The organism is Rhizobium sp. BK251, assembly GCF_004345245.1.
In the GTDB taxonomy this organism is placed as follows: domain Bacteria; phylum Pseudomonadota; class Alphaproteobacteria; order Rhizobiales; family Rhizobiaceae; genus Rhizobium.
The window spans coordinates 497,894-520,104 of sequence record NZ_SLUQ01000005.1 but is presented as its reverse complement, the minus strand read 5'-3'; the positions used below and the strand labels follow the sequence as shown (position 1 = coordinate 520,104).

Genomic DNA, 22,211 nt, shown 5'->3' with positions numbered 1-22,211 from the left:
CGCACTGCCTAAACGGGCGTCTTCGCGACCTCCAGCAACCTCCACACCCCCGCCCTGGCCGGCGCAACGAACCGGAACATGAGGTCGAAGCGGCGATCGGGGTCGGTCGGAACCCAGTTTGCCTCCTTGCCTTCCGGTGCCTTCGGTCCGAACCAGACGCTGACCGAGCCGTCAGCGTTCCTCTCAAGATCGGCGGCGCTAAAGCCGCCAGCCTGCGTGGGTGTCCGACGATCGGCGAATTCCTACCACGGGGAGTTGCAAGCCGATTAAGCTCCCAAAAAGATCAGTAGGCAATGGGGTGTATCCGCGTATGTCGACGTCGCGTGGAGGGGGTTTCGGTGCCCAGTTTTGTCCCGCAATCGTCGAAGAATGGCGCGCTGGACGAGATGAAACTCGGCGCTCCTATGTGATTGCCATTTCTACCTAGCTTGGCAGGAACCAAATCTGACTGTCGAAATTTCTGCTGTGTAGCGAGTTGGAGCCTTCGAAATCCGCCCGGCCGCGTTCAATCGGGCGGCAGCCATCGGGCGGCGGCGTCGGCGCTGTCGTCGGGCCGTGTGTTAAAAGCGATTGTGGCGCCCGGAGCCGCGCGATGCACCGCGTTGACGACCGCCTCGAACAGCGCAAGTCCTTTGGGAGGCAGACGAACCCCGGCGCCGATGACGACGCACGCATAGTCTGCGGAAGCCAGGTGATGCTCCACGGTCTGCCCGGCCGTTTCGTCGGGACGGATCGGGCAGAAATCACCTTCCCATCCCCGTTCCTTCATCTGCTCCAGTGCCAACGCGATGCCGGCATTTATCTTTTCTGCGTTCATTCCCGGCGGGAAAGCCGGATCTGAAAAATCGACTGTCTGCGGGTCAAACCCGACCAGTGTTACGCGTGGCATCTTTGCCTCCTGACGCTTCGAAACTTGCTCAACACCTCGTCGCACAACGGACAATCAGCCGCTTGCGACCCATGGTCGTGCTCACCGCGCGGCCTGAGATAGCGCAACAGCCGGTATCAGACCGTGCACACGCATGATCGCCACCAGCTTTGTCGCATCAGGTGGGCCATCGGCCGCCGCATTAATCACCTCGGCGGCTTCGCGGAAAAACGGCGGACCGATCACGGCGGGTGTGACCATGCCTGCCCCGGACCGATATCGAACAGCTTGCCGTCGACCGTCCAGGTCAGAACTCCGGGGCGCTTGCTGCGGAGTATGGCGGATGCGCACCGGAATTACCATCGCCGCTACGCCCGCCGAACCGCGCCGCCTTCTGGTTTGGCATGGCGATGAGGGTTCATCCCGGCTGGATTCGCTCAGCGTCCGCTCGGGCGAATGGCGGCTCTGAGCCCAGCCTCGTTCTGGATTGGTGGAATTTTGGCGCGCCGGACGAGATGAATCTGCGAACTGCTATGTTACCGTAGCATCCACCCATCTTGGGGTGGGTATCAGGCGGCGCATTTGCAACGGAGCTTCAAAATGACAGTCATTCAGGAGGAGTCTCCGACCGCAGTCCCCTCACACCCAGAGGAAATCAAATCCACTTTCGATCTGCGCGTGGGAAAACACATTACCTTGCAAGGCAGTGCCAGAATAACGCCGGCGGGTGTGATCAGCACCGGAATAGCAGTCGCCGCCATGACGCTTGCATTGGGCTATCTCATATCATCAATGCGGCGCCGCGGAAGCTAGGCGAAGGTGAGTTGGTCGCGTCGCAACGAGTGCAGCGGTGCAGCACCGGAGATGATCGACGATGCGTCCTCTATGGCCGGCATCGTACAAGAAGCGGCCGCCGCAAGCTCAGAAGAGTTTTAGGAAGAATGGCGCACCCGAAGAGATTCGAACTCCTGACCCCCAGATTCGTAGTCTGGTGCTCTATCCAGCTGAGCTACGGGTGCGTATCGTCAAGCGGTTCCAGACCGTTTGCGTGGGCGATCCTCTAAAGCGTCCGTCCGGGGAATGCAAGAGCCTTTCGGAAAAAAGAGCAATTTTCCTCCGCCGCCATGAGTGCGCCGGCAACGGGCATCGACCGCGGAGCAGATCAGCCGAAGATTCAAGGCGTTGCGCCCTGTTGAAGCTGTTCATCGTGGCTTGCAATGGATCGGCGAGAACGCGGTTTCGCGTTATTTTTCGTGGCGCGTACGGCTGCGATAATCATTGAGCGAGACAGGCCGGTCGGGAATTTCGATCCTGAACTGCGTGCCTGCCGCGGGCTTTTCCACGAGCGCGATGGTGCCGCCGTGGGCGAGCACGAGTTCGCGGGCAATGGCAAGGCCAAGGCCCGTACCGCCGGAGCGGGCAGCCCCCCTGAAGGCAGTGAAAAGGTTCTGCTTCGCCTTCTGCGGCATGCCCGGACCCGTATCGTCGACGGTGATACTGACCACGCTTCCCATCCGATTGGCAGAGACGGTGATGCGACGAAGCGGATCTTCGCCATCCGAGGCGGCCATGGCCTGGTAGGCATTGCGGCAGAGATTGTAGATGATGCGGAAAAGCTGCTCGCCATCCGCATCCACCTCGAGATCATTCGGGATCTGCTCCAGAAACTCGATGTCGCTTTCCGGATCGATCGCAAGGATATCCTTGACCTCCTGCATCAGATCGCCAAGCAGGAGCCGCCGCCGGCGGGGTGCGGATTCCGTAGCCTTGCCGAAGGAAAGGACCTCGTTGGTATATCCCACGGCGCGGTCGATCGTGCGCAGGAGCTTCGGGGCGAAGCTCTTCACCATCGGGTCGTCGACGCGAACGAGGCGATCGGACATCAGCTGCGCCGAGGCGAGGATATTGCGCATGTCATGATTGATCTTGGAGACCGCGAGCCCGAGAGCGGCAAGGTTTTTCTGCTGCTTCAAGGTCTTCTGCAGCTGCGCCTGCATCGCGGAAAGATGGCGTCCGGCGACAGAAAGTTCGTCCCGCCCGCTATCCGCCTTGAAGACGCGCTCGGGATCGTCCGGATCGCTCGAAAACTCCTGCATGCTTCCGGTCAGCCGGCGGATCGGCACGATCATCATGCGGTTGATCGCAAAGAAGATCAGCGTCGCGGTGAAGAGTGAGATGAGAATGGAAAGGAAGAAGACATTGCGCGCATAGGCGAACATCGCCTTGCGGAGGTTGTTGTCCTTGAGCACGACCTCCACGCCGGTGTTCGTGTCGCCGACAGGCCCGAAGACGCGGATGATGCGGCCGCCACCGAAGATCAACGTGTCCAGTGCATCGCGGATTGCCGTCAGAGGCGTGACGGACGTCAGATCATACTGCTCGTCGACCGAAGTCGGCATGCTGGACATTGCGAGCAGACGGGAGGTTCCGTCCTTGCGCAGGACGATGGCCTTGGTCCCCGTCGCCTCCAGCGTCTCCTTCTGCAAGGCGCGCGGAAGCTCGATCGGCTGCAGGCCATCGATGACGATCGCGGCCGCTGCCGCCGTGTTGAGGCGGTCCTCCAGCCAGCGCAGCCGCATGTTGGCAACCGACGGAACGAAAATCAGTACCTCGGCGAACATGATGAAGACGACAGTCAGCCAGAGAAGCTTGCCCGATAATCCCGTGAACATACCGGCAGCCCGCTCTGTCGTGGCTTCGCCTGTCTCCTTCGTGCTGTTCTGCTCGTCAACCGGGTCCATACTTCAATCACCTTCATCCCGGATTGCCCGACCATCCGTGCCCCGCCGTCCAACCGGACGGGCGAGTACCTGGCGAAGCGAATCCATGATCCGCGCGCCAGTGGGTATCATAAGAGATCGCGACACGCTTTCCAATCTCCGAACCTGCGGGGCAAGGCTGCCGAAGCGGATAATGCTTTTCCAGCATTTCCGGCGCCTTGGTTGCAGTCGGGCTCTTCATGCCGGCGACTTCACCAACAATTGATGCGGATGGCATCCTCTCTCGCGGGCCGGTGATTATCTTGGCAATTCCCACTCTTTTGCTGGCATCCCCGGTCTTGGACGCTTCCCGCGAGCAGCGACCGATCGACGCCAGGGTGCATTCCCGGAAACGAAAAGGCGCCGTTCCCGGCGCCTTTCGCGATAACCTCGGACAAGCCGACGATCAGAACTCTTCCCAGGCCTGCGCCTGGGCATTTCCGCCGGAGAAGGCGCGGGCGACACTTCCCATCATGCGGCGTGCGGGAGAGGCGACCGGGGCATGCTCCTGGTGGCGCGCGACAGCGGCCACGGGTGCCCCACCGGCCGCCACCTTGAAGCGGGAGACAAGGCTCAGCAGGCCATCTGCCTCGGCGGAGAGCTTGTGCGTCGCCGCCGAGGTCTCTTCCACCATCGCCGCATTCTGCTGGGTGACCTGGTCCATCTGGTTGACGGCGGTGTTCACTTCCTGCAGGCCGGTCGACTGTTCGCGTGCTGCCGTTGCGATCGAATGGATGTGGTCGTTGATCTTGAGGACGCGGGCTTCGATCTCGCTAAGAGCCTCGCCGGTGGCCTGCACGAGCTTCACGCCCACCTGGACCTCGCCGCCCGATTTGGTGATGAGAGCCTTGATGTCCTTGGCGGCGGTCGCGGAGCGCTGCGCCAGTTCGCGGACTTCCTGGGCAACGACCGCGAAGCCCTTGCCGGCCTCCCCGGCACGGGCCGCCTCGACGCCTGCATTCAATGCGAGGAGGTTCGTCTGGAAGGCGATCTCATCGATCACGTTGATGATCTGGCTGATTTCCTGCGACGCCTGCTCTATGCGACCCATGGCATCGACCGCGTTGCGGACGACCACGCCGGACCGCTCGGCATTCTCCTTCGCCTCGGAGACCATGACGCTTGCTTCCTGCGCACGTCCGCTGGAGTTCTGCACCACTGCCGTGATCTCGTCGAGAGCGGCCGAGGTTTCCTCGAGGGCCGCGGCCTGCTGCTCGGTCCGCTTCGAGAGGTCGTCGCTTGCCGAACGGAGTTCCGCCGAATTGGCGTTGATGCCCTCCGTGGTGTCTCGGACCTGGCGCATGGTGTCCTGGAGGGTCGAGAGCGTACTGTTGACATTGCTCTGAAGCTCCGCGAACGAGCCCCGGAAGCTGCCACGCATCGACTGCGTGAGGTCGCCGTCCGCAAGGCTTGCGATGACACGCTTGACTTCGGTGATGCCGACATCGACGGCCGAGAGCAGCTCGTTGATGTTGCTGGCGAAACGGTCGAGATTTTCGTCGTTGTAGTGCTTTTCGATGCGGCGGCCGAAATCACCTGCCGCAGCTGCCGCGACGACGAGGGACATGCTGGACTGGAGATCGTCGCTCTTGGCGCGCATCGCCGCTTCCTGCTCGTTCATGCGGCGGATTGCCAGGCCATTTTCCTTGAAGACGGCAACGGCGGCAGCCATGTCGCCGATCTCGTCGCTCCGGCCCGCATAAGGCACATCCACGTCGAAATTGCCCTCGGCGACTTCCTTGATGGTGTGCGTCACCTTCTTGATCGGCCGGCTGAGATGGATCGTGCCCACGTAGAAGCCCATGCCGACGCCGGCCGCGATACCGATCCCTGTAATGCTCAGAACCAGCCAGAAGATCGAGTTCCGGAAGCGTTCGATTTCCGCGTCCACGACCTGCAGCTCGGCCTTGTCGGCCGTCACGATGGCATCGATTTCGGCCTGGAAGGCCTTGCGGTTGGCACGGTTGGCATCGTTGTTGCCCTGCTCGTTGGCCGCCGCCGGGCCGACTTCGGTGCCGAGACGCGCCGTCTCCGTACGGAAAGTTCGGAATTCCTTGGCGCGATCGACCATTTTGCCGAAGGTGCCTTTCTGGCTTTCCGGCACGAGCGGCGCCCAATCGGCAATGATCTGGTCGATCTGGTCGAGATCGGTCATCAGGCCCTTGGCGAAGGCGCCGGTGTCCTTGATCTCCTTTGCGGCATAGATTCCGCGCGCTTCCATGACCGTTGCAGTCACGAACCGATTGAGCCGTTCCCCGGCATAGGCCCGGGCTGCGGTCTGCTCATAGGCGACCAGCTTGGCATCATATTGCTTCATTGCATAAAGCGCCGTTCCGCCAATGAGCAGCGCAGCGCCGCCCATGACCGAAACAAGCAGATTGATCTTACCGCGGATTTTCAAAGGAGTGCCTCCCTTAGGTTCGAACAAGAGCCCGGAAAGCAAATTCCCAGCCGACTGGCTAAACCTCGGCCAAAATTATTAATGTTGTATTTCTTATGTTCGCATTCATTACTATAAGAAATTACCTGTAGTTACTGCGGCATAGCCACATTCCTTGGGGAAAAATCAACCGTTGATAGGCACCAATAAAAATTAACACCGATGTGCGATATTTTGCCTTGTGCGCCGGCAAATCGGTGAATCGCGCCGGTATAATTGACTTCTGAGGGCTTGATACGTATAAGCCGCCGCACGTCCGGCCATAAAGCCAGTTTCGACAGGCCGACCGGTGCGAAAAACAAACGCTCCTTGCACAGCGCAAACTTAAGAAGGGCCGCACTCCGCGGTGTTTAAATAAATGAAGCGTACCTATCAACCATCCAAGCTTGTTCGCAAGCGCCGTCACGGTTTCCGTGCACGTATGGCCACCAAGGGCGGCCGCAAGGTCATCGTGGCCCGCCGCGCTCGTGGCCGCAAGCGTCTCTCGGCCTGACGCCGGATTTGCCCGATATGCGATGGCGGGCGAATGGCACAGAATGATCTGAAAAAGACTGTCGGGCGGCTGAAAGGCCGGCCGCAGTTTCTTGCCGTGCGGAACGGCGAGAAACGCAGGGGAAATTTCTTCCTGCTGGAAGTGCTTGACCGGCACGAACCCGAAGGCGAAGCCCGGATCGGCTTCACTGTTACCAAGAAACACGGGAATGCAGTGGAGCGCAACCGCATGCGGCGCAGGCTGAAAGAAGCGGTGCGGCTTCACGGCGGGTTTGCAATGCAGCCCGGACACGACTATGTGGTTGTCGCGCGAAGGGACGTTCTGACGGCACCCTTCAAGGAGTTGGCCGACCAGCTTTCCACCCGCATAAAGGCACGGCCGAAACACACGCGCTCCAAGGACGAGCGCCCCAGGAACGTATGATGCAAAACAACCGCAATTATTTCATTGCGATCGCTCTCTCGGTGCTGATCGTCCTCGCATGGCAATTCCTCTACATGAATCCTCGCATCGAAGCGCAGCGGAAAATCGATGAGGCCCGCAAGGCGCAGCAGCAGACCATTGAGCAGGTCAAGACGCCTGCAGCCGACGGACAGGCGGCACAGCCAGGCGCCACGGCCCCGTCAGGCCAGGCAGCTGCGACCGAAACGCGCGAACAGGCACTCGCCAAGACGCCGCGCGTCATCATCGATACGCCCGCCCTTTCCGGCTCGATCAACCTCGCCGGCGCTCGCCTGGACGACCTGAGGCTCAAGGACTACCACGAGACCGTCGACAAGAGCAGCCCGATCATCACGCTATTCAGCCCCGCCGATACCGCGGACGGCTACTTCACCGAACTCGGCTATGTCGGCACCGATGCGACCGGCAGCGTTCCCGGTCCATCGACCCTCTGGACAGCCCCGGAGGGTGCCAAGCTCACCGACAAGACGCCGGTTACGCTGACCTATACGAATGAAAAGGGACTGACCTTCACCCGCACGATCTCTGTCGACGATCATTTCATGTTCACGGTCGCCGACAGGATCGAGAATACCGGGCAGGCACCGGTTTCACTTTCGTCCTATGGCCGGGTGACGCGCTTCAACAAGCCGACGACGCCCTCCGTCTACGTGCTGCATGAAGGCTTCATCGGCGTTATCGGCGAAGACGGCCTGATCGAAACCAAGTATTCCGCCGCTGAGAAGGAAGCCGTCACGCCGCCGAAGGCAACGGGCGGATGGCTCGGCATCACCGACAAGTACTGGGCAGCGACGATCATCCCGCCGCAGCAGTCGGCCTATGAGGCGCGCTTCTCGCACTTCACTGACGGCCAGCCGCGCTACCAGGCCGACTACAAGGACGACGCCTTCACGCTTGCGCCCGGACAGTCGGTCGAACTCAAGAATCTCGTCTTTGCCGGCGCCAAGGTCGTTCCGGTCATCGACGGCTACGAGGCCTCGTACAACATCCCGCGCTTCGACCGGCTGATCGACTGGGGCTGGTTCTATTTCATCACCAAGCCGATGTTCAAGCTGATGGACTTCTTCTTCCATTACTTCGGCAATTTCGGCGTCGCGATCCTCTGCACGACCATCGTCGTCAAGGCACTCTTCTTCCCTCTGGCCAGCAAACAGTACGCCTCGATGGCGAACATGAAGCGCATGCAGCCGAAGATGGAGGAGCTGAAGGCCAAGTTCGGCGACGACCGCATGGGCCTGCAGCAGGCAACGATGCAGCTCTACAAGGAAGAGAAGATCAATCCGATCGCCGGATGCTGGCCGGTGCTGCTGCAGATCCCGATCTTCTTCTCGCTCTACAAGGTGATCTACATCACCATCGAGATGCGCCACGCGCCGTTCTTCGGCTGGATCCGGGACCTTTCGGCTCCCGATCCGACGACGATCGTCAACCTGTTCGGCCTGCTGCCCTTCACCGCGCCGACCTTCCTGCACCTCGGCGTCTGGCCGATCATCATGGGTTTCACGATGTTCCTGCAGATGCGCATGAACCCGACGCCGCCCGATCCGACGCAGGCAATGATCTTCAACTGGATGCCGCTGGTTTTCACCTTCATGCTGGCGAGCTTCCCGGCGGGTCTCGTGATCTACTGGGCGTGGAACAACACGCTTTCCGTCATCCAGCAGGCCGTGATCATGAAGCGCCATGGCGTGAAGGTCGAACTCTTCGACAATATGAAGGGCCTCTTCCGACGAAAGCCGGCGCCTTCGAAATAGCGGAACAGGGCCCTGGAGCGAGAGTTTCCGGGGCCTTTTCTTTACGGAGCATCGCAAATTCGCCGAGGAACGTCTCTGCCGCCGGTCATGGCCCCGCGGGACGGCCGGTTGACAAGCTTGCCTGAAACCTGAAATGCCATGGGCGCAACGGACCACAAAAGCGCTGGAAGAGGCGGAATGACGAAAAAGACCGACAAGCCACTTTTCGAACAGCCATGGATCTTCATCCGGGGCGTGCCTTCGCTGAAGTTCCTGCCGCCGGAGGGACCTCCGGAAGTGGCGTTTGCGGGCCGGTCCAATGTCGGCAAGTCATCGCTGATCAATGCGCTTGTCGGCAAGAAGGGGCTCGCGCGGACGTCGAACACGCCGGGGCGGACGCAGGAACTCAATTATTTCGTTCCCGACGGCTATTCCGGCGAGGCAGGCGACCTGCCGCCGATGGCGCTCGTCGACATGCCGGGCTACGGCTACGCGCAGGCACCCAAGGAGCAGGTCGACGCCTGGACGAAGCTGGTCTTCGACTATCTGCGCGGCAGGGCCACGCTCAAGCGCGTCTACGTGCTGATCGACTCGCGCCACGGCATCAAGAAGAACGACGAGGAGGTTTTGTCGCTGCTGGACAAGGCAGCCGTTTCCTACCAGATCGTCCTGACGAAGACCGACAAGATCAAGGAAGCGGGCCTTCCACGGCTCCTCGCCGAGACGTCGGAGAAGATCCGCAAGCGCCCCGCCGCCTACCCTGCCGTTCTTGCAACCTCGTCGGAAAAATTCGATGGGCTGGACGAATTGCGTGACGCGATCGTCGAAACGATCGCCGGTCGCCAGCCGACTTGAAAGGGGTGCCGGACTACGGCCGGTGTGCCGTTCCGGTGGCAATCATGAGGCCGGTCGCCTGACCTGTCGGCGAGCCGCCAAGCGGTTCGACACTGACGGCAAGCGTCGCGCCGTCCGACACGCTGCTGCGCATCGAAGATGGAACGACCAGCTGTCCGCTTCGATCGGGTTCGAAGACGCCAAGCGACTTCGGTGGACCGCTGCCGGGTACGAGCCAGAGCTGCAGGGATTTCTCGCCCTGTGCGCCGATGGCGACCGGGACGATCCTCAGCCTGCCGCTTTGCGAATCGTAGGAGGCAAGGAGACTTATCTGACTGTTCTGCCCCGCTAGTTCGGCGATGAGAGCGGGCGCCTGCGGCGAGCGGAAGCTACCCGAGGCCGCAACGATGGCAACGGCCGCGACCGCTGCGGAAAGAAATGTGAGGGACCGCCAGAAAATAACGGACCTCCAAAGCCCTGGCGGGCGACGCGGGATCGCCTCAGGCTGGATAAAGAGACGGGACTCGACCTGCTTGAACGTCTCGCGGGCCGGTGCAACGATCTCGTAGTCGTCATTGAAGGCAGAGAGATTTTCTTCCCACCGGCTCACGATCGCAGCAAATTGCCGATCACGCCGCATTCTCTCTTCAACGATGCGTCGGTCCTGCAGGGAAAGGACACCAAGCACATACTCGCCCGCAAGCACCTCGTCGCCGGACCGGCCTCCCTTGCTCTGATCGGACGATGTCATCGTTCCATACACTCTCTCGACTTCAGAAGGCTGCAGCGCAGCCAGATGCCCATCCTATTCAGCGGAACAGCAAACCGGTCAGCCAGTTCCTGGTGGCTCAATTCCTCGACGCGAGCTCCCTCGAACTGCCCTCGCACGATCAGCTTCCAACTCTTCCATGCGGCTGTCAATCCGCCTTCCCTCATCGCCCGGCACCGCGTGGCTCTTCCGCATCAAGTTCGCGGCCGGCAAGGCCGCCGTCGGTGTCGATCCCGTCGGCGACTGCCTCATATCAAGGTTTCGTCCAACGACCCCTGCAAATCGGCGCGGCTTATTCCATCTGTCAAAAACTTGAGATAAAAGGCCGCAACCAGATTCCCGCGGGGTATCCCATGATCGAGACCGAAAGCGAAACTCAGGCACGGCTGCTTGCGCAGGCCCTGCCCTTCATGCAGCGTTACGAGAACAAGACGATCGTCGTGAAATACGGCGGCCACGCCATGGGCAATCCTGAGCTCGGCAGGGCGTTTGCGAGCGATATCGCGCTTCTCAAGCAATCGGGCGTCAACCCGATTGTCGTGCACGGCGGCGGACCGCAGATCGGCGCGATGCTGACCAAGATGGGCATCGAATCAAAGTTCGAGGGCGGTCTGCGCGTTACCGACCAGAAGACCGTCGAGATCGTCGAAATGGTTCTTGCCGGCTCGATCAACAAGGAGATCGTCGCCCTCATCAACCAGACCGGCGAATGGGCGATCGGCCTGTGCGGCAAGGACGGCAACATGGTCTTCGCCGAAAAGGCCCACAAGACCGTCAAGGACCCCGACTCCAATATCGAGCGCGTGCTGGATCTCGGCTTCGTCGGCGAAGTCGTTGAGGTCGACCGCACACTCATCGACCTTTTGGCCCGCTCGGAGATGATCCCAGTTATCGCACCGGTCGCTCCCGGCCGTGACGGTGCTACATACAATATCAACGCCGATACGTTTGCCGGCGCCATCGCCGGTGCGCTCAACGCAACGCGCCTGCTCTTCCTTACGGATGTTCCGGGCGTGCTCGACAGACAGGGCGAACTCATCAAGGAACTTTCCGTCGCCCAGGCCCGCGCGCTGATCGCCGACGGCACGATTTCCGGCGGCATGATCCCGAAGGTCGAGACCTGCATCGACGCCATCAAGGCGGGCGTCCAGGGTGTCGTCATCCTGAACGGCAAGACGGCGCATTCCGTACTGCTCGAAATCTTCACGGAGCACGGCGCGGGAACGCTGATCGTTCCCTGACACCCTTCAGCCCGCGGCGGCGAAGACCGCCGCGGCTGCCTCCTTCAATTTCTCGATCATCACCCGGTACGGCCCAGGTCCGTAGCTCACGCGGCGCACGCCCAGGCCTGCAAGCGTCTTGATGTCCGGAGCACCGGGCCTCATCATGACGTTGACCGGCAGTGAAGATGCCGCGCAGATCTTTTCGATGAGAGCAGGGTCGATCACCCAGGGAACGAAGAAGCCGCTGGCCCCGGCCGCGGCATAGGCCCTGCCGCGCTCGATTGCCGCGTCGACAAGGCCGGCATGCTTCGAATCGTCTCCCTCCCGGAGGAAGAGGTCGGTCCGGGCATTGATGAAGAAGGGGATGCCGCGTCCGTCCGCCATGTCGCGGATTGCCCGGATGCGGGCCGCCTGAGCCTCAGTCGAATGAAGGCCGTCGCCGCCAACCACCTGATCCTCGAAATTGATGCCGATGGCGCCGGCATCGATGAGCCTGGCGACATTCTCGGCCGCATGCTTCGGCTCGACGGCATAGGCACCCTCGAAATCGACCGACAACGGCAGGTCCGTCACGGCCGTGATTTCCTTCACCGCTGCAAGCAGGGCTTCGAGCGGCAGCTTCTCGCCATCCCCGAAGCCGTGGGCGGCAGCGACCGACCAGCTGCCGGTTGCAAGCGCCTTGGCGCCGGCATCGGCAACGGCCTTGGCCGTTCCCGCGTCCCAGATATTGTAAAGCACGACCGGGCTGCCCTGCCGGTGTAGCTCGTCGAAAGCCCTGGCTCTGTCTTGCTGGTTCATCGCGGCACCTCCACATCTCTCGGTGCCAAGGTTTAAACGCCGGCGACCAGCGCATCAATAAAGCAACGGGAATGTTTGCATTCCAGATTTTCATCGGATACGGCGCGTGCGATAAAGGCAGCCATGACACAGTTGAACCGCACGCCGACCAAGGCCGACTTCGAGAACGTGACCGAATGGGTCTTCGATCTCGACAACACCCTCTATCCGCATCGCATCAACCTCTTTGCGCAGATCGACAAAAACATGACGTCCTATGTCTCGACGCTGCTGCAGCTCGAGAAGGAAGAGGCGCGCAAGCTGCAGAAGCAGTACTATCTCGATCACGGGACGACGCTGCAGGGCCTGATGATCCATCACAAGGTCGATCCGAACGACTTCCTCGAAAAAGCGCACGCCATCGACTACTCGGCGCTCATGCCGCAGCCGGATCTCGGTGCCGCGATCAAATCGCTGCCGGGGCGCAAGTTCATCTTCACGAACGGGAGCGTACGGCATGCCGAGATGACGGCGCGCGCACTCGGCATTCTCGATCATTTCGACGACATCTTCGATATCGTCGCGGCCGATTTCGTTCCGAAGCCGGCGGCCGCCACCTACGACAAGTTCACCGCCCTCAACCGCCTCGATACCGCGAAGGCAGCGATGTTCGAGGACCTGCCTCGCAACCTCAAGGTACCAAAGCTTCTCGGCATGCGCACGGTGCTGCTCGTTCCGCAGAATCTCGAGGACACAGTTGCAGAATGGTGGGAACGGGTGGGTGACGACGACGACCACATCGACTTCATCAGTGACGATCTGACGAGCTTCCTGAGCGGCCTGACCGCCTGACGGAAGGCAGCAGATTACCAAAGTTTCATTCTTCTCCCGGATGTTTAATTGGCCGTTTCGTCCGAGCAGGCGTAACTTTCGTTTCGTGACGCCGGAAACGAAAGGTAACATGATGAACCGCAACAAAGTCCTCCTGGCCACAGTTTCCGCCGCCCTGCTTCTCGGCGCGTCATATGAGACGGGCTTTGCCGCCCCCGGTCACTGGCACGACAACCACGGACGCCGCGCCGAATTCGTCCGCGAGATCATTTTCGTGCGAATGCTGAAACAATTCGACACGGATCACGATTCCAAGATCACGAGAGACGAAGCGAAAGCGGGTATCGACAAGGTGTTCGACGTTGTCGACACCAACAAGGATGGCTCAGTCACTCCCGGTGAACTGCGAAACTACCTGGAAGCGCAGATGCAGATGCGCCGTGAGCAGCATGAAAACATGGCGCAATCCGACAACGGAGCGCAGCCGGGCGCAAATGGCGACACCGCGTCGGGCAACGCCCAGCCGGCACGGGCCGAAGCCCGCGAGCGCTGGATGCAGCGTGCCGTCGCAATGCGCGTCAGCATGATTATCCGCAGGGCGGACACCGACGAGAACGGTCAGGTCAGCAAGCAGGAGGCGGAAGCGGCGATGAACAAGCTCTTCGACCGCATGGACACGAACAAGGACGGCGTCATCTCGATCGACGACATGCCCGATCACCCCTTCCTGTAAGTCTAGCCTTACGAAACGGAAACCGCCGCAGGATGCGGCGGATTTCTGTCTGTCTATTTCCTCAATGATGCAATACGGCACGGTTTCCCGGTCCGCTCTTCACGGGATTGCCTAGAGCTCATAGAAATCGGCGATGATCTTCCACGCCTCGTCTGCCGTATCGACGAAGCTGAACAGGTCGATATCTTCGGGCGCAATCGTGCCGAACTCCGCAAGCGCGGGGAAATTGATGATGCCGCGCCAGAACTTCTCGCCGAAGAGAATGAGCGGCAGTCGCTCCATGCGGCCGGTCTGGATCAGTGTCAGGCATTCGAAGAATTCGTCGAGCGTGCCGAAACCGCCGGGGAATACCGCGATCGCTTTCGCGCGGACCATGAAATGCATCTTGCGGATCGCAAAATAATGGAAATTGAAGCTCAGCTCCGGGGTGACATAGGCATTGGGCGCCTGCTCGTGCGGCAGGACAATGTTGAGGCCGATCGAGGGCGCACCCTCCTCGGCCGCGCCGCGATTGCCTGCCTCCATGACGCCGGGCCCACCGCCCGTGACGACGACATATTCATGAAAGTTGAACCCGGCGGAGTGTTTCGAGCAGAGGCGCGCAAATTTACGAGCCTCCTCGTAATAGACTGACGCGGCCTCCAGGTTCACGCGCTGCACGTCGTTGCGGGCGGCCCAGGCGCTGGCACCGGGAGCGGGAATGCGCGCGCCGCCGAACATCACGACCGTGGACTTGATGCCCCTCTCCGTGAGTATCATCTCGGGCTTCAGGAGTTCGAGCTGGAGGCGGATCGGCCGCAGTTCCTCGCGGCAAAGGAACTCCTCGTCCGCATAGGCAAGGCGATAGGAAGGGGAGAGCGATTGCGGCGTCTTCGGCACGGCCTCTGCGCGCTGCTTGTCCGCAGAACTGCTCTTCAGCGGGTCCCAGACTCCATCCTTGCGCCGCAGCCTGCCATTCCTCGCCTTCGTCATTTCCATGCCTTTCAGTCGTGAGCCCCGTTGCATCGCCGATTGCCGTGATGCAACGTCAGGCAAGCGGATATGGATCATTGGGGCCGTGAATCCAAGCCCTCACCATATCCGAAAATCATTCCATTTTCCGGGCTGTTGCTGTAGAGCAGAACACCATCCGGACCCTTCGCAATTCCGGTATCTCCGCCCGCTCCACGATAAAGATCGAAGTTTAAGGAATTCTCATGAGCGTCACCGACCTCGCCTCTCTCGAAAAGATCATCGAAGCTGCGTTCGAGGATCGTGACAATGTGAACACCGCGACGCGCGGAGAGATCCGCGATGCGGTCGAGGCTTCGCTTCTCCTTCTCGACAGCGGCAAGGCGCGGGTTGCGACGCGTGGCGCCGACGGCGCCTGGACCGTCCACCAGTGGCTGAAGAAGGCAGTTCTTCTTTCCTTCCGGCTCAATCCGATGGAGGCCATCAAGGGCGGCCCGGGCGAATCCTCCTGGTGGGACAAGGTGCCTTCCAAGTTTGACGGCTGGGGTCCGGCCGAATTCGAGAAGGCTGCCTTCCGCTCCGTGCCGAACTGCATCGTGCGCCGTTCGGCCTATATTGCGCCCGGCGCAATCCTGATGCCCTCCTTCGTCAATCTCGGCGCCTATGTGGGCGAAGGCACGATGGTGGACACCTGGGCAACGGTCGGCTCCTGTGCACAGATCGGCAGGAACGTGCATCTTTCGGGCGGGGTCGGGATTGGCGGCGTGCTCGAGCCCATGCAGGCCGGTCCGACCATCATCGAGGACAATTGCTTCATCGGTGCACGCTCCGAGGTCGTCGAGGGCTGCATCGTCCGTGAAGGCTCGGTGCTCGGCATGGGCGTCTTTATCGGCAAGTCGACGAAGATCGTCGACCGCGCGACCGGGGAAGTGACATATGGCGAAGTACCCCCCTATTCCGTGGTCGTCGCCGGTTCCATGCCGAGCGGCAACGCTACGATGGCCAACGGCCAGCCGGCACCGAATCTCTATTGCGCGGTCATCGTCAAGCGGGTCGACGAAAAGACCCGCTCCAAGACGGGCATCAACGAACTCCTGCGCGACTGAGCACACCCATCCCGGAGGGACGCTCCGCGCTGCGGAGCGTCCGATCCCAAGCCATTGATGGGTGACAGCATCCGCCCGATCGGCTAAACCAGCGGCGAGCCTTTCTGGCTCTGCAGCGCCGCGCGCCGAATATGACGCGCAAAGGATGCTGTAGAACCTTGAATCTGCCGCGTGATTTTAACCTCAGGTCGGAATCGAACTAAGGCTGGAATTATGCAGCGAGAGTTCTCTGTGTTGCCATTCCTTTGCCATCGCCGCCGGATAATTCGATCGCCATGACCGCCACCGATCCCGTTGCCAATCTTCAGACGCTGATTCGCTGCCCGTCCGTGACGCCCGCGGAGGGCGGAGCACTTGTGGCGCTCGAAGCAATGCTTGCGCCTCTCGGCTTCGAAGTGCACCGGATGACGGCGACCGAGCCGGGTACGCCGGACGTCGAGAACCTCTACGCGCGGCTCGGCGACGATGGCCCCCACCTGATGTTTGCCGGCCACACCGACGTCGTGCCCGCCGGCGACGAAGCCTCGTGGCGCCATCCGCCCTTTGCAGCGGTGATCGAGGACGGCGAGCTTTTCGGACGCGGCGCCGTCGACATGAAAGGCGGCATCGCCTGCTTCGTCGCGGCGATCGCACGCCATGTCGCCCGGCATGGAGCGCCCAAAGGGTCGGTCTCCTTCCTCATAACCGGCGACGAGGAAGGCCCGTCGATCAACGGCACGTCCAAGCTGCTGCAGTGGGCAGCGGAGCGGGGCGAGCGTTGGGACGCCTGCCTCGTCGGCGAGCCAACCAACCCCGACCAACTTGGCGACATGATCAAGAACGGCCGGCGCGGGTCGCTTTCCGGCACGATCACCGTTCAGGGCGTGCAGGGCCATGCGGCCTACCCGCACCTCGCCGACAATCCGGTCCGCGGCGTCCTGCAACTGACGCAGGCGCTGATGGACCCGCCTTTCGACCACGGTACCGACAGTTTCCAGCCATCGAACCTCGAGGTCACGACCATCGATGTCGGCAACAAGGCCGTGAACGTCATCCCGGAAAAGGCGACGGCCAGCTTCAATATCCGCTTCAACGACACGTGGACGGAAGAGACGCTGAAGGCCGAGATATTGCGCCGCCTCGACCAGGCTGCCACCGCAGGCGCCCTGCGGCCCGGCCGCCAGCCAGTGCGCTATCAGGTTGCCTGGGGAGCGCGGGCAAGCCATGTCTTCCTGACACGCAACAACGCGCTCATCGCCTCACTTTCCGCGGCCGTCGAGAGCGTGACGACGCGCGCGCCCACGCTCTCCACCACGGGCGGGACGTCCGATGCCCGCTTCATCAAGGACTACTGCCCCGTCGTCGAATTCGGCCTCGTGGGCCAGACGATGCACATGGTCAACGAGCGCGTGGCCCTCGCCGATCTGGAAACGTTGACGGCGATCTACGAGGCCTTCATCGAACGCTGGTTTGCGAATGCCGAGCTTTAAGGAGGTTCAGTATTACCTGGCGGGCCTCTGGCTGCTGATCCGACTGGATGCCCGCGGCTTCAGCTATCTCGACATTTCCGATCGCGGCCTCATGCGCTCCTTCTGGGCGATCGTGTGGTGCCTGCCGCCGATCGGCATCTCCTGGCTCTGGTGGCGCCAGGCCTATCTACAGGTTATGCCGCCGCACACGACCATCGGCTTTGCCTTCTTCTTCCGGCTCGCGCTCGTGGAAGCCGCAAACTGGCTCGTGCCGCTCATCTTCACCGGCTTCCTGCTTCTCGCTTTCCGGATCGGGGAGCGTTTTGCGCCGATCGTGGTCGCGGTGAACTGGCTCGGCGTCCCGCTTGCCTATATCAACGCGCTGCTGATCGCGCTCGTCGCCTTTGCGCCCGGCGCGACAGGATTGGTTTCAATCCTCTGGCTTGCAGTGATGATGGCGCTCATCTTCGCGCTCGCCCGCATTCTTCGCATGATCTGCGGCACGCAGCCTCTCATGATCGGGGCGATCACGCTGGTGCTGATCGTGCCCTCGATGCTGCTTTCTGACTTGCTGCAGCGCTTCCTCGGCCTCTCACCGCTCTGATCGCGAGCGCGACAGGTGACAGCGGTCACGAGAGATCGCCGTCATCCTCCGTGACGTTGTCGACGCGGCGCGGGGTGATTACCGCCGGATAGTCCACGCGCATGAAATAGAGACCCTCCGGCGGCGCGACCGGTCCGCAGGCCTTCCTGTCCCTCGCCTCGAGTGCGGCCTTCACATCATCGACGGTCCACTTGCCCTCGCCCGCAAGCTTCAGCGTGCCGGCGAAGGAACGTATCTGATTGTGAAGGAAGCTTTGCGCCGAGGCACGAATTTCGATCAGTTCGCCGCTGCGCGTAACGTCGAGGCGGTCGAGCGTCCTGACGGGGCTGTTTGCCTGGCAGTGGGCGGAGCGGAAGGTCGAGAAGTCGTGCCTGCCGACGAGCGCCTGAGCTGCCTCATGCATCACCTCATGATCGAGCGCCTTGGCCACCCACCAGGCGCGGCCGGCCTCCAGCGCCAACGGCGCGCGGCGCGATATGATGCGGTAGAGGTAGTGCCGTCTCAACGCCGAGAAGCGCGCATCGAAATGCTCGCTCGCCGTCTCGGTCTCGATGATCGCCACCTGCTGGCCAGCGAGCCTCAGATGCGCGTTCAGCGCATTCTGCAGCTTGAACGGCGACCATTCCTTCGAAAGATCGGCATGGATCACCTGCCCCAGCGCATGAACGCCGGAATCGGTGCGCCCGGCGCCGCGGATGGAGACTGTTTCGCCCGTCAATGACAGAACCGCAGCTTCGATGGCGCCCTGTACCGAGGGACCGTTTTCCTGCCGCTGCCAGCCGACATAGGACGTGCCGTCATATTCGACGGTCATGCGGTAACGCGGCATTAGGCGAGCCTCGAGCCGCGCGCAACCGGAACGCCGCGCAGGAAATCAGCGACCGCGAGAGGCTTGCCGCCCGCCTTCTGCAGCCTCGTCAGCCGCACGGCGCCCGTGCCGCAGGCGACAGTGAGCATGTCGTCCAGGACCTCGCCGACCGAACCCGAGCCGTCCGCAGCCTCCGAGCCCAGAACCTTCACGCGCTCGGGCCTGCCGGCAATCTCCATCTCGAACCATGCACCCGGAAAGGGCGACAGGCCGCAGATATGGTTGTGAACCTCGACCGCGGGCCTGGCAAAATCGATGCGCGTCTCTGCCTTGTCGATCTTCGTTGCGTAGACGACGCCCTCGTCCGACTGCGGGGTAAGGGGCAAATCGTCCATCTCGAGCTTGACCATGGCTTCGGCCATCGCCTTGGCGCCGACGTGCATGAGCTTGTCGTGCAGCTCTCCGGCCGTCATCGTCTCGCCGATTTCGACCTCGCGCGTCAGCGCTACCGGGCCAGTGTCGAGACCCTTGTCCATCTTCATGACCATCATGCCGGTCTTCCTGTCGCCGGCCATGATCGCCCGCTGGATGGGAGCCGCTCCGCGCCAGCGCGGCAGTAGCGACGCATGACCGTTGTAGCAGCCGTAGCGCGTACCGGTCAGGATTTCCTCGGGCAGGAGGAGGCCATAGGCAACGACCACCGCGACATCCGCCCCGAGCTCCCGGAAGCGCCGGCGCTCTTCCGGATCCTTGAAGTTGACGGGCGTGAAGACCGGCAGCCCCAGAAGCTCTGCCGCCTGGTGCACAGGCGATTTCTGCAGGTCAAGACCGCGCCGGCCGCCGGGACGGGGCGGCTGCGTATAGGCTGCGAGGATGGTGTGGTCGGCATCGACGAGCAAGCGAAGCGTCGGGACGGAGAATTCCGGGGTACCCATGAAAATGATGCGAAGGGACATTTCATCTCGCCGTCTGGGGCCTGGGTTTGCAAGCAATGCCTGCGGCCCCGACCTCCGTTGGACATCGACGCCATGATAACGGCTCGGAACCGGCCGTACAAACCGGCTTGTTCAGAGCACCTTGGCCTTGGCCGCCTTCGTGAATTTCTTGATCACCATCTCACGCTTCAGCCGAGAAATATGATCGATGAAGAGCACGCCGTTCAGGTGATCGATCTCGTGCTGCAGGCACGTGGCGAGCAATCCGTCGGCTTCGACGGTCTGTTCCTTGCCATCGCGATCGAGATATTTCACGCTCACGGCGGCCGGGCGCTCGACCTCGGCATAATAGTCCGGGATCGAAAGGCAGCCTTCCTCGTAGACCGAGCGTTCGTCGGAAGAAGAGACGATTTCTGGATTGATGAAGACGAGAGGCTTCTTTTCCTCTCCCTCTTTGGAAACGTCGATTACCAGCATGCGGCGCGGAACGCCGATCTGAATGGCGGCGAGCCCGATGCCCGGCGCGTCATACATCGTTTCGAGCATGTCGTCGGCAAGGCGCCGGATATCGGCATCGACCCGCTCGACCGGCTTGGAAAGCTGGCGCAGGAGCGGATCGGGCAAAATGATGAGAGGCTTGATGGTCATGCGATTTCCCATAACGCATCTTGATGTGTGATGGAAATATCAGAAGGTCGCATGATCGATTTTTTTCGCGCGATGACGGCTCAGGCGGCCCGTCGCTTGGGCTGTACAGCGTTTCTGGCGCCGGGCTCCATGCCCATCCTGAACTTGCGCAGCAGGTCGACGAGATTCTCCGCCTCGTCTCGCAGCCGGCGCGTCTCGGCCGACGACCGCTCGACCATGCCGGAATTCTGCTGCGTGATCGTATCCATGTTGCGGATTGCGACGCTCACCTCGTTGACGCCGACCGCCTGGTCCTTGGCGGCAAGCGCGATGTCGGCCACGAAGCTGTTGATCACGTCGATACGGCGGATCATGTCGCCCAAGGCCTCGCCGGTGTTGCTGACGACGCTGACGCCTTCATTGACCTGGGTCGAGCTGCGCGAGATGTGGGTCTTGATCTCCTTGGCTGCGTCGGCGCTACGCTGCGCAAGCTGGCGAACCTCCTGGGCAACCACCGCGAAGCCCTTGCCGGCCTCGCCGGCGCGAGCTGCCTCGACACCCGCATTCAGCGCCAGCAGGTTCGTCTGGAAGGCAATCTCGTCGATGACACCAATGATCTTGTAGATCTCGGTCGACGACTTCTCGATCTCGGCCATCGCCGATACGGCACTGGTGACCAGCGCGCCGGAGCTTTGCGCCTTCTGTTGCGTTTCGCGAACTGCCTGCGAGGCCTTTTCGGCATTGGCCGCCGTCTGGCCGACGCTGACCGAAAGTTGCTGGAGCGCGGCCGAACTCTGCTCGACGCCTGCGGCCTGCTGCGCGGTGCGCATCGCAAGCTCGTCGGTCGCCTGCGAAATTGCCTCGGTGCCGCCCATGATCTCGCCAGAGCTCTTGCTTACCGAGCCGAAGGAACTGCGGAGAGCGCCTATCGCCCGGTTGTAGTCGTCTGACATCTGGCGGAAATTGCCCGGCAGGTCAGACGGCAGGGTCGATTCAAGATCGCCCCTCGACAGCCCCTCCAGCGCCTGCCGCAGGTGTTCGAGCGCCGTCGCCTGGTCCGCCTCCGCGCGTGCACGCTCTTCTTCGAGCTTGCGACGCTCGCCCTCAAGGGCATCCAGATAGACGGAAATGGAATAATCCATGTCCAGCATGGCAGCCTTGACGATCGCCGTCAGTTTCACGGAGAGCGCCTTCGCATGCTGCCGGCCGAAAACGAACGGCCAATGCTTTTCCAGTATACCGGCGATCAGCTCCGACATCAGCAGCGCATATCCGCCGATATACCAGCGCGGCTCCAGGCCGATGCGCGCATGGGCCTTGCCGACCGCGGTCACGCCGGCGACATAGGAACTGTCGAAATTGCCGCTCGCCAGGTTGCTCCAGTGCTGCTCCTGGCGCGACTTGGCGCCGCCCATGTGCGTCTTGTCGCGGAAGAAGGAAGCAACCGACGACGTCTTCGAAATCTTGGCATAGAACTTGTCCAACGCACCGCCAATGAGCCCGGTCAGCGTGGGGCGCATCTCGCGAAGAGTACGGCGGGCCTCATCATCGATTTCAATGAAATCCAGACGTTCCTTGAGAGCATTGTCGAAATTCTCAGACTTCATATCGATTTGTCCTGACGGTCATCGGGCGGTGGGAAGATGGCTGGGCCGGAACGGCTCGCCCTGCTGTGGGATGGCCCAGCTTTCAGCGAATATGATTGATCATTGGTTAATCGCCCGGCGCTAATTCTCGTTTAGATACCGCTGCTTCACCGATGAGCAGGCCACCCGCGGCCGCATGCTTGTTCTCGTTTTGATCTGGATAT

General features: G+C 61.6%; 22 protein-coding genes, 1 tRNA gene and 2 pseudogenes. 11 read left to right on the top strand and 14 right to left on the bottom strand.

The features are described 5' to 3' along the window. Positions 1-8: 8 nt before the first annotated feature. From EV286_RS15375 to EV286_RS31980, 3 genes and pseudogenes are all read right to left on the bottom strand, one after another. A pseudogene (locus EV286_RS15375) lies at positions 9-191 on the bottom strand (DUF1214 domain-containing protein); the annotation flags it as partial. Positions 192-505: 314 nt separating this feature from the next. After that, the gene (locus tag EV286_RS15370) at positions 506-889 is read right to left on the bottom strand and encodes a hypothetical protein (RefSeq protein ID WP_132957999.1); all 384 of its coding nucleotides are present in this window, start codon (positions 887-889) and stop codon (positions 506-508) included. 81 nt (positions 890-970) lie between these two features. After that, on the bottom strand, positions 971-1,129 hold the full coding sequence (locus EV286_RS31980; protein WP_165932854.1) for a hypothetical protein: 159 nt from the start codon (positions 1,127-1,129) through the stop codon (positions 971-973). 339 nt (positions 1,130-1,468) lie between these two features. Here EV286_RS31980 and EV286_RS15365 point away from each other — a divergent pair, with 339 nt between their 5' ends. Next, positions 1,469-1,681, top strand: a complete 213-nt coding sequence (locus tag EV286_RS15365) for a hypothetical protein (RefSeq protein ID WP_132957998.1) — start codon at positions 1,469-1,471, stop codon at positions 1,679-1,681. A gap of 129 nt (positions 1,682-1,810) precedes the next feature. Here EV286_RS15365 and EV286_RS15360 read toward each other — a convergent pair. The 3 genes from EV286_RS15360 to EV286_RS15350 form a co-directional block, all read right to left on the bottom strand. Next, positions 1,811-1,887: transfer RNA gene (locus EV286_RS15360), tRNA-Arg, on the bottom strand. A gap of 225 nt (positions 1,888-2,112) precedes the next feature. Next, positions 2,113-3,609: a HAMP domain-containing sensor histidine kinase gene (locus EV286_RS15355; protein ID WP_132957997.1), complete on the bottom strand. Its 1,497-nt coding sequence runs from the start codon at positions 3,607-3,609 to the stop codon at positions 2,113-2,115. Positions 3,610-4,033: 424 nt separating this feature from the next. Continuing rightward, entirely contained in the window at positions 4,034-6,028 is a 1,995-nt protein-coding gene (locus EV286_RS15350) for a methyl-accepting chemotaxis protein (RefSeq protein WP_165932853.1), read from the bottom strand. A gap of 397 nt (positions 6,029-6,425) precedes the next feature. Between EV286_RS15350 and rpmH the strand changes: the two genes are divergently transcribed. The 4 genes from rpmH (at position 6,426) to yihA (ending at position 9,610) form a co-directional block, all read left to right on the top strand. Then, complete coding sequence (rpmH, locus tag EV286_RS15345) at positions 6,426-6,560, top strand: 50S ribosomal protein L34 (RefSeq protein ID WP_016552555.1); 135 nt, start codon at positions 6,426-6,428, stop codon at positions 6,558-6,560. A gap of 33 nt (positions 6,561-6,593) precedes the next feature. Further along, a complete protein-coding gene (rnpA, locus tag EV286_RS15340; protein ID WP_132957996.1) occupies positions 6,594-6,983 on the top strand; it encodes a ribonuclease P protein component in 390 nt (129 codons plus the stop codon). Beyond that, positions 6,983-8,776 carry a membrane protein insertase YidC gene (gene yidC / locus EV286_RS15335; protein WP_132957995.1) on the top strand — a complete coding sequence of 598 codons (1,794 nt, stop codon included), beginning with the start codon at positions 6,983-6,985 and terminating at the stop codon, positions 8,774-8,776. The genes rnpA and yidC overlap by 1 nt, the downstream gene beginning before the upstream one ends. Before the next feature lie 177 nt (positions 8,777-8,953). After that, positions 8,954-9,610, top strand: a complete 657-nt coding sequence (gene yihA / locus EV286_RS15330; protein WP_132957994.1) for a ribosome biogenesis GTP-binding protein YihA/YsxC — start codon at positions 8,954-8,956, stop codon at positions 9,608-9,610. Positions 9,611-9,623: 13 nt separating this feature from the next. Here the strand turns inward: yihA and EV286_RS15325 are convergent, their stop codons facing one another. Continuing rightward, positions 9,624-10,340 (bottom strand): anti-sigma factor, encoded by a 717-nt coding sequence (locus EV286_RS15325; protein WP_132957993.1) that lies wholly within the window; start codon positions 10,338-10,340, stop codon positions 9,624-9,626. Beyond that, a pseudogene (locus tag EV286_RS15320) lies at positions 10,337-10,526 on the bottom strand (RNA polymerase subunit sigma); the annotation flags it as partial. The pseudogene EV286_RS15320 and the gene EV286_RS15325, both read right to left, overlap by 4 nt. Before the next feature lie 185 nt (positions 10,527-10,711). Between EV286_RS15320 and argB the strand changes: the two are divergent. Then, positions 10,712-11,599 (top strand): acetylglutamate kinase, encoded by an 888-nt coding sequence (argB, locus tag EV286_RS15315; RefSeq protein WP_132957992.1) that lies wholly within the window; start codon positions 10,712-10,714, stop codon positions 11,597-11,599. A gap of 6 nt (positions 11,600-11,605) precedes the next feature. Here the strand turns inward: argB and EV286_RS15310 are convergent, their stop codons facing one another. After that, positions 11,606-12,379, bottom strand: coding sequence for an isocitrate lyase/phosphoenolpyruvate mutase family protein (locus tag EV286_RS15310; RefSeq protein WP_132957991.1), 774 nt, complete (start codon positions 12,377-12,379; stop codon positions 11,606-11,608). Between the two features lie 123 nt (positions 12,380-12,502). Between EV286_RS15310 and EV286_RS15305 the strand changes: the two genes are divergently transcribed. Together EV286_RS15305 and EV286_RS15300 are read left to right on the top strand one after the other, a co-directional pair. Then, positions 12,503-13,210, top strand: a complete 708-nt coding sequence (locus EV286_RS15305; protein WP_132957990.1) for a pyrimidine 5'-nucleotidase — start codon at positions 12,503-12,505, stop codon at positions 13,208-13,210. Positions 13,211-13,322: 112 nt separating this feature from the next. Beyond that, entirely contained in the window at positions 13,323-13,922 is a 600-nt protein-coding gene (locus tag EV286_RS15300) for an EF-hand domain-containing protein (protein ID WP_132958075.1), read from the top strand. 111 nt (positions 13,923-14,033) lie between these two features. On the opposite strand, the gene EV286_RS15295 is transcribed toward EV286_RS15300, so the two are convergent. Next, positions 14,034-14,894, bottom strand: a complete 861-nt coding sequence (locus EV286_RS15295) for an LOG family protein (RefSeq protein WP_132957989.1) — start codon at positions 14,892-14,894, stop codon at positions 14,034-14,036. Positions 14,895-15,118: 224 nt separating this feature from the next. On the opposite strand from EV286_RS15295, the gene dapD reads away from it, so the two are divergent. The 3 genes from dapD (at position 15,119) to EV286_RS15280 (ending at position 18,031) form a co-directional block, all read left to right on the top strand. Further along, positions 15,119-15,979, top strand: coding sequence for a 2,3,4,5-tetrahydropyridine-2,6-dicarboxylate N-succinyltransferase (dapD, locus tag EV286_RS15290; RefSeq protein WP_132957988.1), 861 nt, complete (start codon positions 15,119-15,121; stop codon positions 15,977-15,979). 275 nt (positions 15,980-16,254) lie between these two features. Continuing rightward, complete coding sequence (dapE, locus tag EV286_RS15285; RefSeq protein WP_132957987.1) at positions 16,255-17,448, top strand: succinyl-diaminopimelate desuccinylase; 1,194 nt, start codon at positions 16,255-16,257, stop codon at positions 17,446-17,448. Next, positions 17,435-18,031, top strand: a complete 597-nt coding sequence (locus tag EV286_RS15280) for a hypothetical protein (RefSeq protein ID WP_132957986.1) — start codon at positions 17,435-17,437, stop codon at positions 18,029-18,031. The genes dapE and EV286_RS15280 overlap by 14 nt, the downstream gene beginning before the upstream one ends. A gap of 25 nt (positions 18,032-18,056) precedes the next feature. On the opposite strand, the gene truA is transcribed toward EV286_RS15280, so the two are convergent. From truA to EV286_RS15260, 4 genes are all read right to left on the bottom strand, one after another. After that, on the bottom strand, positions 18,057-18,860 hold the full coding sequence (gene truA, locus EV286_RS15275) for a tRNA pseudouridine(38-40) synthase TruA (protein WP_132957985.1): 804 nt from the start codon (positions 18,858-18,860) through the stop codon (positions 18,057-18,059). Beyond that, complete coding sequence (fmt, locus tag EV286_RS15270; protein ID WP_132957984.1) at positions 18,860-19,795, bottom strand: methionyl-tRNA formyltransferase; 936 nt, start codon at positions 19,793-19,795, stop codon at positions 18,860-18,862. Before fmt ends, truA begins: the two co-directional genes overlap by 1 nt. Positions 19,796-19,906: 111 nt before the next feature. Beyond that, positions 19,907-20,422, bottom strand: coding sequence for a peptide deformylase (gene def / locus EV286_RS15265; protein WP_132957983.1), 516 nt, complete (start codon positions 20,420-20,422; stop codon positions 19,907-19,909). An 80-nt stretch (positions 20,423-20,502) separates the two neighbouring features. Beyond that, positions 20,503-22,008, bottom strand: coding sequence for a globin-coupled sensor protein (locus tag EV286_RS15260; RefSeq protein WP_132957982.1), 1,506 nt, complete (start codon positions 22,006-22,008; stop codon positions 20,503-20,505). Between the last annotated feature and the right edge of the window lie 203 nt (positions 22,009-22,211).

Bases quoted from the DNA above. Each gene is read 5' to 3' on its own strand.
- rnpA (WP_132957996.1), top strand. From the start codon at position 6,594: ATGGCACAGAATGATCTGAAAAAGACTGTCGGGCGGCTGAAAGGCCGG.
- EV286_RS15355 (WP_132957997.1), bottom strand. From the start codon at position 3,609: ATGGACCCGGTTGACGAGCAGAACAGCACGAAGGAGACAGGCGAAGCC.
- dapE (WP_132957987.1), top strand. From the start codon at position 16,255: ATGACCGCCACCGATCCCGTTGCCAATCTTCAGACGCTGATTCGCTGC.
- yidC (WP_132957995.1), top strand. From the start codon at position 6,983: ATGCAAAACAACCGCAATTATTTCATTGCGATCGCTCTCTCGGTGCTG.
- dapD (WP_132957988.1), top strand. From the start codon at position 15,119: ATGAGCGTCACCGACCTCGCCTCTCTCGAAAAGATCATCGAAGCTGCG.
- EV286_RS31980 (WP_165932854.1), bottom strand. From the start codon at position 1,129: ATGGTCACACCCGCCGTGATCGGTCCGCCGTTTTTCCGCGAAGCCGCC.
- fmt (WP_132957984.1), bottom strand. From the start codon at position 19,795: ATGTCCCTTCGCATCATTTTCATGGGTACCCCGGAATTCTCCGTCCCG.
- truA (WP_132957985.1), bottom strand. From the start codon at position 18,860: ATGCCGCGTTACCGCATGACCGTCGAATATGACGGCACGTCCTATGTC.
- EV286_RS15325 (WP_132957993.1), bottom strand. From the start codon at position 10,340: ATGACATCGTCCGATCAGAGCAAGGGAGGCCGGTCCGGCGACGAGGTG.
- yihA (WP_132957994.1), top strand. From the start codon at position 8,954: ATGACGAAAAAGACCGACAAGCCACTTTTCGAACAGCCATGGATCTTC.
- def (WP_132957983.1), bottom strand. From the start codon at position 20,422: ATGACCATCAAGCCTCTCATCATTTTGCCCGATCCGCTCCTGCGCCAG.
- argB (WP_132957992.1), top strand. From the start codon at position 10,712: ATGATCGAGACCGAAAGCGAAACTCAGGCACGGCTGCTTGCGCAGGCC.
- EV286_RS15305 (WP_132957990.1), top strand. From the start codon at position 12,503: ATGACACAGTTGAACCGCACGCCGACCAAGGCCGACTTCGAGAACGTG.
- EV286_RS15370 (WP_132957999.1), bottom strand. From the start codon at position 889: ATGCCACGCGTAACACTGGTCGGGTTTGACCCGCAGACAGTCGATTTT.
- rpmH (WP_016552555.1), top strand. From the start codon at position 6,426: ATGAAGCGTACCTATCAACCATCCAAGCTTGTTCGCAAGCGCCGTCAC.
- EV286_RS15365 (WP_132957998.1), top strand. From the start codon at position 1,469: ATGACAGTCATTCAGGAGGAGTCTCCGACCGCAGTCCCCTCACACCCA.
- EV286_RS15280 (WP_132957986.1), top strand. From the start codon at position 17,435: ATGCCGAGCTTTAAGGAGGTTCAGTATTACCTGGCGGGCCTCTGGCTG.
- EV286_RS15300 (WP_132958075.1), top strand. From the start codon at position 13,323: ATGAACCGCAACAAAGTCCTCCTGGCCACAGTTTCCGCCGCCCTGCTT.
- EV286_RS15295 (WP_132957989.1), bottom strand. From the start codon at position 14,894: ATGACGAAGGCGAGGAATGGCAGGCTGCGGCGCAAGGATGGAGTCTGG.
- EV286_RS15260 (WP_132957982.1), bottom strand. From the start codon at position 22,008: ATGAAGTCTGAGAATTTCGACAATGCTCTCAAGGAACGTCTGGATTTC.
- EV286_RS15310 (WP_132957991.1), bottom strand. From the start codon at position 12,379: ATGAACCAGCAAGACAGAGCCAGGGCTTTCGACGAGCTACACCGGCAG.